The following is a 13,005-nucleotide window of genomic DNA, read 5'->3' as shown; positions in this document are numbered from 1 at the left end:
CGCAGGGAAATGCCGAAAACGAGGCAGTGTAGGCAGGTCTGCAACACCTGCCGCGCGCGCAACGTCAGAACGAATACTTAAGGTTTCCAAAAATGTGTCGCGAAGTCCTAAGGTCGAGACACAATTTGCAACATGGCCAATTCCTCTTCAAGATGCGGGGATTGATTGCGCGCCGCACGTTCATTTCTGCCCCATGCGCCTCTTCCTGAGGATTTTTTTTTGCTGTGTCTGGGCCGCCGCCTGGCCCGCGGCAGGACAGGACACGCCCCTGCAGTTGCGGGTTGTGGGGGGGCTGGCCGGCGTTGCCCAGTACACGCAGCACGAGGCGCCTTTCTGGACGCAGACCTTGCCCCGGCTGATGCAGGGGCGGGTGGCTGCGACCATCGCGCCCTTCGACCAGGCCGGGGTGCCCGGCAACAAGATGCTCACCCTGCTGGAGACCGGCGTGGTGCCTTTCGGCACCGTGCTGCTCAGCCAGGTGGGCGGTGAGCATCCGGCCCTCGCCCTGCCCGACGTGGCCGGCCTCAGCGCCGATGCCGCCACGTTGCGGCGGGTGGTCGATGCCTTCCGGCCCGAGATGGACCGCATGCTGCGCGAGCGCTTCAACGTGAAGCTGCTGGCCATGTACATCTACCCGGCGCAGGTCATCTTCTGTGCCACGCCGATGAAGGGCCTGACCGACCTCAAGGGCCGGCGCGTCCGGGTCTCCAGCGGCACCCAGGCCGACTTCGTTCAGGCATTGGGCGGCACCCCGGTGCCGACCGCCTTCGCCGCACTCATGAGCAACATGACCTCGGGCAACACCGACTGCGCCATCACCGGCGGGGCCTCGGGCAACACCCTGGGGCTGCACCGCATCACCCGCTCGCTTTTCACCATGCCGATCAACTGGGGCCTGGCCATCTTCGGCGCCAATGCCGACGCCTGGGCGGTGCTCCCGGCCGACCTGCGCATCGTGCTGGAGCAGCAGTTGCCGCAGCTCGAACGCCGCATCTGGGACCAGTCCATCCGCGACACCGACCTCGCCGTCGCCTGCAACACCGGCGCCGGTCCCTGCGACGGCGGCACGCCCGGCGCCATGGTGGCCGTCGCGCCCACCGCCGAGGACGACCGCCTGCGCCGCCAGATCCTCCGCTCCACCATCCTGGTCAACTGGCTGCAGCGCTGCGGTACCGAGTGCACGCGGCTATGGCAGCGCACGATTGCGCCCGTGGTCGACGGCAAGGCGGCGCGGACGCCATGAAGTCGACCAGCAGCCCGCCGCGGCAACTGGCCGCGTCCACCCTTGCGCTGGCCACGCTGTTCATCGTGGTGGTCTTCGGCCTCTCCGTGTTCGCGGTGCTGGAGATGCGCAGCCGCGCCGTCGACGACGCCCGCGACCAGATCGACCGCTTCCTCAGCGGGTCGGTGGCGGCCGTCAACCAGAACCTGCTGGGCGTGGATCTGCTGCTGGCCGACCTGGGCATGCTGCTGCGCCCCGTGGGCAACGAGGACATGGCCGCGGCGGCGCAGCGGGCGGCCACCAGCATGCAGTCGCTCGCCCGGCACAGCCTGCTGGTCGAGCGCCTGGAGGTGCTGCGTCCGGACGGCAGCGTGGTCTCGCCTCCGGGCGGCGAGGCGGTGCAGCTGTCGCCCGCCTTCACCGCCCGCCTGATGGGCCAGCCCGTGCCCGAGCTGATGACCACGGCGCCCTCGCTCAGCCCGCGCACCTCGCAGCAGGTGCTGTACTTCACCCGCATGGTGCGCCTGCCCGACGGCACGCAAGGCATCGCGCTGGCCGAGGTGCAGGTGGCGTCGCTGGCCCGGCTGCTGGCGCATGGGGCGGGCATCGACGGCATGGAGGTCACGCTCGAAAGCCTCAGCCAGGGCCTGCTGGTCAGCGTGCCTCCGCGCAGCGAGATCGCCGAAGGCTCGGCCTCGCTGCCCGAACTGCGCAGCGCCGCCGATGCGCGCGGCATCGTGCGTGCCAATTCGCGCCTCATGGGGCAGGACGCGCTGATGGCGCTGCGCCCCACGCTCAACCAGGACATCGTGCTCAGCGCGGGCCTGCCCATGGAGGAGGTGCTGGAGGGCTTCCGCACCGAGCGCAACCTGATCGTGGGCGTGACGGTGCTGCTGATGCTGATGGTGGTGGGCGTGTCGGCCTACGCGCTGCACCAGTTGCGCGAACAGTGGCTGCGCCGCCGCGAGGCGCTGCATGCCAAGAGCATGCTGGACCAGGCCCTCGAATCCATGTCCGACGGCTTCGTGCTGCTGGATGCCGAAGGCCGCGTGGCGGCCTGGAACCGGCGCTTCGCCGAGATCTTTCCGCAGGCGCGCGTCGCGCTGGAGGCGCGCATGCACATGGTGGCGGTCGAGAGTGCCGTCTCGGGCCGCAGCGCAGAGGAGGCGGCCCTGCTGCCGCCGAGCCTGCCCGCGCCGGGCGAGCAGGAGCTGGAACTGCCCGACGGCCGCACGGTGGTCGTCGTCAAGAGCCCGACGCCCAACGGAGGCATGGTCTGCGTCTACCGCGACACCAGCGAGAAGCGCCGCCACCTGGCCGACATCGTGGAAGGCAAGGCCCAGCTGCAGGCCACGCTCGACGCGCTGCCCGACGTGCTGCTGGAGCTGTGCCTGGACGGACGCTGCATCGGCTTCCATTCGGCGCGCGCCTCGCTGCTGGACATCGGCGACCCGGTGGGCCGCACCCTGTCGGAGGTGCTGCCCGGCGACGCCGCCATCCAGATCATGGCCGCCATGCGCGAGGCCTATCTGAAGGGCCTGTCCTTCGGCAAGCAGTTCGAGCGCCGCGCCTCGCAGGGCACGGCCTGGTTCGAGATCTCAGCCTCGCGCAAGCTGGTGGGCGAGGGCGCGGACGCGCGCTTCATCGTCATCCTGCGCGACATCACCGACCGCATGTCGGCGCAGCTGCAGATCGACCATCTGTCCTTCTACGACAACCTGACGGGCCTGCCCAACCGGCGCATGCTGCTGCACCGCCTGCAGTCGGCCATCGACGCCAACGTGCGGCGCGAGCGCCAGGCGGCGCTGCTCTTCCTGGACCTGGACCACTTCAAGACGCTCAACGACGCGCAGGGCCGCAATGCCGGCGACGTGCTGCTCAAGCAGGTGGCGCAGCGGCTGCAGCAGCTCATGCGCGAGGGCGACACCGTGGCCCGCCTTGGCGGCGACGAGTTCGTGATCCTGATCGAGGGCCTGAGCGCCGACTCCGCCACCGCCGTGATGCAGACCCAGGCCTTCGGCGAGGCGGTGCTGGCCGAGCTGGGCCGGCCCATCCAGCTGCCGGCGATGACCTACCACGGCACCTGCAGCATCGGTGCCACGCTGATCAGCGCCAGCTCGGCCTCGCTGGAGGACCTGCTCAAGCAGGCCGACATCGCCATGTTCCACGCCAAGACGGCCGGCGGCGACGTGCTGCGCTTCTTCGAGGCCGACATGCAGACCACCGTCAATGCGCGCGCCTCGCTGGAGAGCGAGCTGCGCGCGGCATTGAAGGCGCGCGGCCAGTTCCTGCTGCACTACCAGCCGCAGGTGACCTCCGAAGGGCGCGTGGTGGGCGCCGAAGTGCTGATCCGCTGGCTGCATCCGCAGCGCGGGCTGATCCCGCCGGCCGCCTTCATCGACGTGGCGGAAGAGACCGGTCTGATCTCGCCCATCGGCCTGTGGGCGCTGGAGCAGGCCTGCAAGCAGCTGGACGACTGGAGCAACCATCCGCGCCGCCGCCACCTCACGCTGGCCGTGAACGTGAGCGCGCGCCAGTTCCGCAAGGAGGACTTCGCGGACAAGGTGCGCGAGGTGCTGATCCGCACCGGCGCCGATCCGTCCAAGCTCAAGCTGGAGCTGACCGAAAGCCTGCTGCACGACGAGGTGGCCGAGACCATCCGCAAGATGAAGTCGCTGGCCGCCATCGGCATCCGCTTCTCGATGGACGACTTCGGCACGGGCTACTCGTCGCTGTCGTACATGGCGCAGCTGCCGCTGCACCAGATCAAGATCGACAAGTTCTTCGTCAGCGGCATCGGCACCAATCCCAAGATCGAGCTGATCGTGCAGACGCTCATCGGCATGGCGGCCAACCTCGACCTGGAGGTGGTGGCCGAGGGTGTGGAGACGCAGGCGCAGCTGGACTTCCTGACCCGCAACGGCTGCCGCGTGTGCCAGGGCTTCCTCTTCGGACGGCCGCAGCCGGTGGAGGTGCTGGAGTCGCAGCTCGACACGGAGCTGATCCCGCTCTGAAGGCAGGGGCGCGGGCCGGCCCGGCGTCCCGCGCCGCGTCCTGCACGCCGGGGCGGCCCTCGGCACAATGCCCGCTTCGCTCTTCCTGCCACGGCCCGCCGCGCGGCCGCCCCGCCTTGTCCTTCCCCGAGTTCTTCGCGCCGCCGATCGCGGACCCTGCCTTCTACCTGGTCGCCGTCCCCGCCGTGCTGCTGCTGGGCATCAGCAAGAGCGGCTTCGGCGCGGGCTTCGGCTCGCTGGCGGTGCCGCTCATGTCGCTGGCCATCACGGTGCCGCGCGCGGCCGCCATCCTGATGCCGCTGCTGTTCGTGATGGACGTGCTGGGCATCGCCGCCTTCCGCCGCGACCTGGACCGCCGGCTGCTGGCCTTCCTGGTGCCGCCGGCGCTGGTAGGCGTGGTGCTGGGGGCCTTGCTCTTCCATGCGCTGTCGGCGGCGACGGTGGCCGGCATCGTGGGTGTGTGCACGCTGCTCTTCCTGGCGCAGCGGCTGCTGTTTCCGCCGCGCCCCGATGCGCCGCCGCCCTCGCGCGCCGCGGGCTGGGTGCTCACCGTGCTGTCGGGCTTCACCAGCTTCATCTCGCATGCGGGCGGGCCGCCCATCAACGCCTACCTGCTGCCGCTGAAGCTGCGGCCCATCGTCTTCACGGCCACGATGGCCTACCTGTTCTTCCTGGTGAACCTCGCCAAGTGGATCCCCTACGCCTGGCTGGGCCTGCTGGACGCGCGCAGCTTCAGCACCTCGCTGCTGCTGATGCCGCTTGCGCCGCTGGGCGTGTGGGCGGGCGTGCACGTGGCACGGCGCATCGATCCGACGTGGTTCTACCGCTGCGTCTACGGCGGCATGTTCCTCACCGGCCTCAAGCTGGTGTGGGATGGTTTCTTCTGAAGGCGGCGCGCGCTCGCTGGCCTGCCTCGCCCATCCTCGACTTTCCATTGCAAGGAGTTTTTCGCCCATGGCTTCTGTCCACGAACTCATCGTCCTGACGGGCGCCTCGCGCGGCATGGGCCGTGCGATGGCCAGCCAGCTGCTCGCGCGCGGCGGCGTGCGGCTGCTGTGCCTGTCCCGCGGCACCGATGCCACGCTGGAGACCGAAGCAGCCGCCGCGGGCAGCGAGGTGCTGCAGTGGTCGGCCGACCTGGCCGATCCGCTGCCGGTGGCCGAGCGGCTGGCCGCCTGGCTGGCCGAGCAGGACCCTTCCGCCCTTGGCCGTGCCGTGCTGATCAACAACGCGGGCACCGTGGGGCGCACGGCGCCACTGGCCCGGGCTTCGCTGGGCGAGCTGTCGGCGGCACTGCGCGTGGGCCTGGAGGCGGCGCTGCTGCTGACCAGCGCCTTCCTGTCGGCGACCGCCGGCTGGTCGATGCCGCGGCAGGTGCTCAACATCTCTTCGGGGCTGGGCCGCAATGCCATGGGCAGCCAGGCGCCCTATTGCGCGGCCAAGGCAGGCATGGACCATTTCTCGCGCGCCGTGGCGCTGGAGGAGGCCGAGGAAGGCGGCGCCCGCATCGTGTCGCTGGCGCCCGGCGTGATCGACACCGACATGCAGATCGCGCTGCGCAGCGCCGACGCGGCGCTCTTTCCCGATCGCGGCCGCTTCGAGGCCCTGCACCGCAACGGGCAACTGGATTCGCCCGAGTCGGCCGCCCGCAAGGTGCTGGCCTGGCTGGATCGGCCGGACTTTGGCGCCCAGCCGGTGGGGGATGTGCGGAAATCCTGAACTGAAGCACCCCCCAAGCCGCTTACGCGGCTCCCCCCTCTCTCTGTCGCCTTCGGCTCGGGAGGGGGGCGCACCCGGAGGCCTGGCAAAGCCAGTTCCTCGGGTGCACTGGCATGGCCTGCTCCGCGGCCGTTCGATCAGGAAGGTGACGCCAGGTCTATGCCGGGCGGCGCGCTGGCGCCGCTACAGGTAAATCTTCTGCAAGAGCCGGATCAAGGTCTCGCGCTCGCGGTCGGTGAGCTTGTGGCTGGCTTCTTTCTCCAGCTGGATCACGGCCTCTTCCGCCTCGACCATGAGCTGATGGCCGGCTGGCGTGAGGTGCAGGCCCACCGCGCGGCCGTCGTGCGGATGGGGTCGTCGTTCGATCAGACCCCGGCGGTCCATGGCCGCGACCAGGCTCACGAAGTTAGGCGGCTGGATGTCCAGCGCCGCGCACAGCTGGCGCGAGGTGGCGCCCGGGTTGTGCGCGAGCAGCGAAAGCACCGAGAAATCCGTCGGCTTGAGGCCATAGACGGCCATCCGCTCGGCGAAGGCGACATACACGACCAGGTAGGCGCGGCGCGCGTTGTAGCCCACCAGGCTTTCGAGCACATGGCTGTCCAGCGGCTCGGGCGCGGTGGTCGGGGGCGGGACGGGCTTGCGCGGGCGGGGCTTGGAGGTGGTCATGGCATGCGCAGTCTAGAGCGGCAGGGCCCGCTCACTTCTGCGGCTCGCAGGCCTTCTTGATGATCGCCGCGCGCATGTCGAACTCGGGCAGCACCCAGCGGCGGAAGGCGGCCGCGGCGCGGGCCTGCGTCTCGCCGGCGCCGGGTGCCTGCTCGATCCGGGCCCAGGCCCAGGCCAGCAGCGTCACCATCACCAGCCGCAGATAGTCGTCGGCCAGCTCGTAGGGCAGGCGCGGCTGGGCGTGGGCAGCCATGGCGATCTGCGTGGTCAGGTAGCGCAGCTGGGCCAGGCGGCGCTGGGCGTCGGCATCGATGTCGCGCGAGGCGTCCAGTTCGTCGCGCAGCGCCAGCAGCGTGGCCGCGAAGCCGGCGCCGGCATCGGGCAGCACCTTGCGCACCAGCAGGTCGATGGCCTGGATCTCGTTGGTGCCCTCGTAGATCATGGTCACGCGGGCGTCGCGCAGGATCTGCTCGATGCCCCATTCGCGCACATAGCCGTGGCCCCCGAACACCTGCAGGCAGGCACTGGCGCCATCGAAGCCCTGCTGCGTGCACGCCGCCTTGAGCACGGGCGTGATGTAGCTGCACCACTTGTGCGCCGCTTCGCGCGCCTTGGCATCCTCGGCATGGCGCGCCACGTCGAGCTGCAAGGCGGTGCGGTAGGCGATGAGCCGGCCGCCGTCGATCCAGGCCCGCTGCACGTCGAGCACGCGCGCCACCGCGGGATGCTCGGCGATCAGGCTGGGGCCGGCCGCACGGTCGGCGCCCGGGGCCACCATCTGGCGGCGCTCCTGCGCATAGGCATTCGCCTTCTGCCAGGCGGCGTCGAGCAGGCCGATGCCCTGCAGCGCCACATGCAGACGGGCCGCATTCATCATGACGAACATGGCGGCCAGGCCGCGGCCGGGCTCGCCCACCAGCCAGCCGGTGGCGTCGTCGAAGCGCATCACGCAGGTGGGGCTGCCGTGCAGGCCCATCTTTTCCTCGATGCGCTCGCACTGCAACGCGTTGCGCTCGCCGTCGTCGAGCACCTTGGGCACCAGCGCCAGCGACAGGCCCTTGGGACCGGCCGGCGCATCGGGCAGGCGGCACAGCACCAGGTGGACGATGTTGGGCGTGAGGTCGTGCTCGCCGCCCGAGATGAAGATCTTGGTGCCCGAGACGCGCACGCTGCCATCGGCCTGCGGCACGGCGCGGGTGCGCACCAGGCCCAGGTCGCTGCCGGCATGGGCCTCGGTCAGGCACATGGTGGCCAGCCATTCGCCGGTGGCGACCTTGCCCAGGTAGCGGGCCTTGAGGTCGTCGCTGGCATGGTGGTGGATGCATTCGTAGGCGCCATGCAGCAGGCCCGGCGCCATGGTGAAGCCGTGGTTGGCGCCGGCCAGCCATTCGTAGAGCACGGCCTCCAGCACGGCGGGCAGGCCCTGGCCGCCGTCCTCGGCCGCGGCGGAGAGGCTGGGCCAGCCGCCCTCCACGAAGGCCTGGTAGGCGGCGGCGAAGCCGGGCGGCGTACGGACCTGGCCGTCTTCGAGGCGGCAGCCGATCTCGTCGCCGTCGCGCTGCAGCGGGGCGATCACCTCGCCGACGAAGGTGGCTGCCTGCTCCAGCACCTGGGCCTGCAGGTCGGCATCGACCTCGGCGAAGGGAGCAAGCCGGGACAGCTGCTGGGAGGCACCGAGGACGGAGTCGAGAAGGAAGCGGACGTCTTCAGGGCGAGGGGCGTAATCCATGGCAAACGGGCAGGAAGTCAGGGCGCGACGCAGGCGAAGCTGGTCGCGCGTTCGGTGTCGCCGCCGCGGAATCGTGCGACGGCGGGATAGGGGCACAGGGGACGGGTGCGGTCGGGCGCCCAGCTGGCGGGCACCTCGGGGTTGGGCTGCGGCGAGCCGGGGCCGCGGGCCTCGGCCAGCACCTGCTCGGGCGCGTGGCCGCCCTCGACCCAGTCCACCAGTGCCGTGAGCATGTCGAACTGGTCGGTCGAGGGGCCGCCGCTGCAGTGGTTCATGCCGGGCACCGGGAAGTAGCGCACGAATTCGCCCGCGCGTCCGGCGTGCGTGGCCTGCAGGCGGTCGTACCACGCGGCCGTGTCGTCGGACGAGAACACCGGATCGCCGGTGCCGTGATAGACGATCATCCGGCCGCCCCGGGCCCGCAGCGATTGCAGGCGTTCGACATTGGGCGGCGCCATGAAGGCCATGGCCGATTCGTCGTACGGGGCCTGCGTGGCATCGATGCGGGGTGCATCGCGGTCCATGTCGAAGCCGAGCGCGAAGGCCAAGCCCTGTGGCCGGTCGGCCATCGGCGGCGTGCTGAAGATGAAGGCCACGGCACCGGCGTCGCGGGTGGCCGGGCTGGCGAGCTTCCATTCGCGCCAGTTGGCGCCCGAGACGCCGGGGTCGAAGGGGAAGCTGCTGTAGATCTGGCGGCCATTGCTGTCGCGGGCGCCGGCGAAGACGCGGGCCAGGGCCATCTTCTGGGCCGGATCCAGGCAGCTGTCCTGCCGGCCGGCGGTGCAGGTGGGCACGTCGCGGCCCAGGTTGAAGCGGGCCTGGCAGGACTTGAGGTCGCCGACGATGCCGTCGGTCAGGCCGTCGAGCATGTCGCAGCGCGCCAGGACGGCCCGCGAGAGCGTCTGCAGCTGCCCAGGCGTGAAGGCGGTCTGCAGATCCGGCTCGCCCTGCGCCGTCTTGCCCGTAGCCAATGCCGCGTACTGCTGCGCGCCATACAGCTGCGCGACGGCCGCGCGCGGCAGGTGGAACCCCGGGTTGCCGGCCAGTACGCCGTCGAAGGCCTGCGGCAGGCGCGAGGCCGCCACCATGGCGTGGCGCCCGCCGTTGGAGCAGCCCGCGATGTAGGAGCGGTCGGCCGGTCGCCCATAGGCCTGTGCGACGAGTTGCTTGGCCACGGGCGTGAGCTGGGCCACGGCGCTGTAGCCGTAGTCGCGCCGCGCCTGCGGATCGAGGCCGAAGCGCGGATTGGGCGCCGGATGGCCGGCGTCGCTGCTGACCACCGCGAAGCCCATCGACAGCGCGTTGGTGCGCGGCCCGCCGCCGCCGATGCCGCCCAGCGCCGGCACGACCACGCCGTCCAGCCCGCCGTTGGCCTGGAACAGGAAGCGGCCGTTCCAGGCCTGCGGCAGCCGCAGCTCGAAGCCGATGGCGTAGCGCTGGCCGTCCACCGTGCTGGTGCGCTCGGCCATGCGGCCCTGCACCAGGCAATGCGCCGGCGCCTGCTCGCTGCCGCCGCGCACCGCCACCGGTCCGGCCGGCACGCTGCGCACCGCGGTGAACACCACGCCGGGCGCGGCTTCGAGGCGTTCGCAGGTGTGCAGTTCGCCGGGGCGCGCCGCCTTCATGGCCGTGGCCGCTTCGGGCGGCCGCGAGCCGCAGGCACTGAGCAGGGAGATGGCGCCGCCGATGGCGGCAAGGCGGAAGGTGTTCATGGTCGGGGTCTCGCAAACGGCGCGAAGCCGGCATCGTAAGAGCCGGCTTCGCGATCGGTCAGCCTGGGGTGATCAGGACTCTGCCGTAAAGCCGATCTGCTTGACCAGGGGCCCCCAGCGCTCGTATTCCGCCTTCTGGTCGGCTGCCATGTCCTGCGCCGTGGTGCCGTGGGCCACCAGCCCCACCAGCGCCAGCGAGTCGATCACCGACTTGTCCTTCAGTGCTGCGTTGATCGCCGCATTGGCCGAGGCCAGCGTGGCGGCCGGCGTCTTGGCCGGCGCGTAGAAGCCGAACCACTCTTCCGAGGTCACGTCCGGGTAGCCCAGTTCGGTGAAGGTGGGCACATCGGGCAGGTAGGGCGAGCGCTTCTTGCCGGAGGTGGCCAGGACGCGCACGCGGCCGTTCTTCATGTACTGGAGGTAGTCGCCGCTGGGGTTCATGGCGGCGGCGATCTGGCCGCCCACCAGGTCGGTGATGCTGGGCACGGTGCCGCGGTAGGGCACATGCTTCAGCTCCACGCCCGAGCGCATGCCCAGCAGCGCGCCCAGCAGGTGCGGCATGGAGCCTGCGCCCGGCGAGCCGTAGCTGGCCTGGCCGGGGTTGGCCTTGGCCCAGGCCAGGAAGTCCTTCAGCGTCTTCACCTCGGCCGGCACCGCCGGGCCCACGGCCAGGCCGTGGAACATGATGGCGCCGATGGAGACGGGCGTGACGTCCTCCGGCTTGTAGGCCAGCTTGGGATAGATGTACGGGTACACCGACAGGGCCGACACCGGCGCCAGCGTGAGCACCGAGCCGTCCGGCGGCGAGTTCTTCAGCGTCTCGACCGCGATGCGGCCGCCGGCGCCCGGCTTGTTCTCGACGTAGGCGCCCTTGGCATAGGCGGTGCCGGCGATCTTCTCGGCCACGCGGCGGGCGACGGTGTCGCCGGCGCTGCCGGCGGGGAAGCCGTACATGATCTTGACCTGCTCGATGGCCTGGGCGAAGGCCGACAGGGGCGACAGGGCGCCCAGGGCGGCCGCGCCGCCGAGGGTGTGGAGGAATTGACGACGATGTTGCATGGATGTCTCCGGAGAGCGAAGGAAGAAAACGGGGTCAGCGGCAGCTGAAGTTGGCCGCGTCCTCCAGGCTGCCCGTGCCGTTGTAGCGGGCGACCTTCGGATAGGGGCACAGCGGCCGGGTGCGGGTGGCGGACCAGGTCGCCGGCAGGTCGGTGTTGGCGCCACCGGCATTGCCGGTGCCGCGGGCGCTGGCCACCACGCGGTCAGGGGCCTGGCCTTGCTCCACCCACTTGACCATGGCGCTGAGCATGTCGAACTGGTCGGTGGCGGGGCCGCCTGAGCAATGGTTCATGCCGGGGATCAGGTACAGCCGCGCGAAGTTGGAGGCGTCGCCGCCGTTGTCCTTTTGCAGTTGCTGGTACCAGTCGACCGAGTCGTCGCTGCTGAAGATCGGGTCGGCCGTGCCGTGGTAGACCATCAGCTTGGCGCCGCGCTTCTTGAGCGCCGGCAGCTTGCCGTAGTTGGGCGGCGTCATGAAGGAGATGCTGTTCTCGGTGTAGATGCCCGAGGTGCCGGTCACCTTGGCCAGGATGGTGTCCAGGTTGGTGCTGAGCGCGAAGCTCGGGCCGTTGAAGCTCGGGTCTTCCGGCGGCGACTGGAAGACCAGGCCGACGGAGCCGGAGTCGAGGATCAGCGGCACGGTGAACTTCCAGAACGACCAGCCGCCCGTGTCCAGGCCCGCGTCGTAGGGGAAGCTGCTGTAGATGCGCGTGCCGCTGTTGGTGGTGGCGCCCTTGAACAGCTTGTCGATCTTGGCCTTCTGGTCGGCGGAGAGGCAGGTGCCGTTGCGCGTGGTGGCGCAGGTGGGCACGTCGCGGTTGATGTCGAAGGCGGCCTGGCAGGCTGCGGTGTCCTGCACCATGCCGTCGGCGGCACCGTCCAGGCCGTCGCACTGGGCGAGCACGGCCTTGGTGACCAGCGTGCGCTCGGCCTGGGTGAAGGCCGTGCTCAGGTCGCCCGGCGTGGTCGCCAGCGTGGCATAGGTCTGGGCGCCGGCGATGTTGGCGGTGGCCGCCAGCGGCAGGCGGGTGCCGGGGTCGCCGGCAATGATGCCGTCGTACTGGTCGGCATAGCGCGAGGCCGCGACCATGGCGTGGCGGCCGCCGTTGGAGCAGCCGCCGAAGTACGAGCGGTCGGGGCCCTTGCCGTAGGCGGTCTGGATGGCACTCTTGGCCATGGGCGTGAGCTTGGCCACGGCCTGGTAGCCGTAGTCCAGGCGCGCCTGGGGGTCAATGCCGAAGGTGGCGCCCAGGCTGCCGTCGTGGCCGGCGTCGGAACTGAGCACCGCGAAGCCGGTGGAGAGGGCGCCCGTCAGCGGTCCGCCGCCCAGCGTGCCGGTGGCGGTCACGACGCTGCCGTCCAGGCCGCCGTTGCCCTGGTAGAAGAAGCGACCGTTCCAGGCGCGCGGCAGGCGCATCTCGAACTTGATCGCATAGTTCTTGCCGTCCACGCTGCTGGTGCGGGGGAACATGCTGCCGGTGACCAGGCAGTGCTCGGGCACATCGGTGCCGGCCACCTTGAGCGTGCCGGCCGCGACCAGCGTCGAAGACGCGATGGTGGTGTTGGCGAAGCTGATGCGCGTGGCTAGATCGGTGCACGACTGCAGCGATGCGCCCACCGCGGCCGACAGCTGCGGGATGGTCTCGACTGCAGGCGCCGGTGCGGGCGCCGGCGCAGGGGCGGGTGCAGGCGCGGGCCGGTTGGCGGCGATCAGCGCCGCCGCCAGCGCGGCGTTCTGGTTGTTGTCGTTGCCCGAGCCGCCGCAGGCCGCCAGCAGCGCGAGGGGTGCGGCGGCCGCCAGGGCCCGCAGCGCGAAAGTCTTGCCGTCTTCCTTCTTCATGGTGTGTCTCCGTGGTGGTTCTTCGTGAAGGTCTCGCACAAGGA

Annotated in this window: 9 protein-coding genes; 4 read left to right on the top strand and 5 right to left on the bottom strand. The window is 70.6% G+C overall.

Annotated elements, in window-relative coordinates; all coding sequences use genetic code 11:
- The first annotated feature begins 193 nt into the window (after positions 1–193).
- The 4 genes from KBC94_RS11155 (at position 194) to KBC94_RS11140 (ending at position 5,955) form a co-directional block, all read left to right on the top strand.
- Positions 194–1,243 carry a TRAP transporter substrate-binding protein gene (locus KBC94_RS11155; protein WP_294369988.1) on the top strand — a complete coding sequence of 350 codons (1,050 nt, stop codon included), beginning with the start codon at positions 194–196 and terminating at the stop codon, positions 1,241–1,243.
- A complete protein-coding gene (locus KBC94_RS11150) occupies positions 1,240–4,236 on the top strand; it encodes an EAL domain-containing protein (RefSeq protein WP_294369985.1) in 2,997 nt (998 codons plus the stop codon). Before KBC94_RS11155 ends, KBC94_RS11150 begins: the two co-directional genes overlap by 4 nt.
- Positions 4,237–4,352: 116 nt before the next feature.
- A complete protein-coding gene (locus KBC94_RS11145; RefSeq protein WP_294369982.1) occupies positions 4,353–5,123 on the top strand; it encodes a sulfite exporter TauE/SafE family protein in 771 nt (256 codons plus the stop codon).
- A 67-nt stretch (positions 5,124–5,190) separates the two neighbouring features.
- Complete coding sequence (locus KBC94_RS11140; RefSeq protein ID WP_294369979.1) at positions 5,191–5,955, top strand: SDR family NAD(P)-dependent oxidoreductase; 765 nt, start codon at positions 5,191–5,193, stop codon at positions 5,953–5,955.
- A 183-nt stretch (positions 5,956–6,138) separates the two neighbouring features.
- Here the strand turns inward: KBC94_RS11140 and KBC94_RS11135 are convergent, their stop codons facing one another.
- The 5 genes from KBC94_RS11135 to KBC94_RS11115 all read right to left on the bottom strand — a co-directional run bounded on the left by KBC94_RS11135 (position 6,139) and on the right by KBC94_RS11115 (position 12,961).
- The gene (locus KBC94_RS11135; protein ID WP_294369976.1) at positions 6,139–6,621 is read right to left on the bottom strand and encodes a MarR family winged helix-turn-helix transcriptional regulator; all 483 of its coding nucleotides are present in this window, start codon (positions 6,619–6,621) and stop codon (positions 6,139–6,141) included.
- Between the two features lie 31 nt (positions 6,622–6,652).
- Positions 6,653–8,350 (bottom strand): acyl-CoA dehydrogenase family protein, encoded by a 1,698-nt coding sequence (locus KBC94_RS11130; RefSeq protein WP_294369974.1) that lies wholly within the window; start codon positions 8,348–8,350, stop codon positions 6,653–6,655.
- Between the two features lie 17 nt (positions 8,351–8,367).
- Complete coding sequence (locus KBC94_RS11125; protein ID WP_294369971.1) at positions 8,368–10,062, bottom strand: tannase/feruloyl esterase family alpha/beta hydrolase; 1,695 nt, start codon at positions 10,060–10,062, stop codon at positions 8,368–8,370.
- 72 nt (positions 10,063–10,134) lie between these two features.
- Positions 10,135–11,121 carry a Bug family tripartite tricarboxylate transporter substrate binding protein gene (locus KBC94_RS11120; RefSeq protein WP_294369968.1) on the bottom strand — a complete coding sequence of 329 codons (987 nt, stop codon included), beginning with the start codon at positions 11,119–11,121 and terminating at the stop codon, positions 10,135–10,137.
- 34 nt (positions 11,122–11,155) lie between these two features.
- A complete protein-coding gene (locus KBC94_RS11115) occupies positions 11,156–12,961 on the bottom strand; it encodes a tannase/feruloyl esterase family alpha/beta hydrolase (RefSeq protein WP_294369965.1) in 1,806 nt (601 codons plus the stop codon).
- Positions 12,962–13,005: the final 44 nt, after the last annotated feature.

This window comes from Pseudacidovorax sp., from assembly GCF_017991995.1.
Lineage (GTDB): Bacteria > Pseudomonadota > Gammaproteobacteria > Burkholderiales > Burkholderiaceae_C > Xenophilus.
The sequence above is the reverse complement of the archived record's forward strand: the minus strand, read 5'-3'. Positions and strand labels throughout refer to the sequence as shown.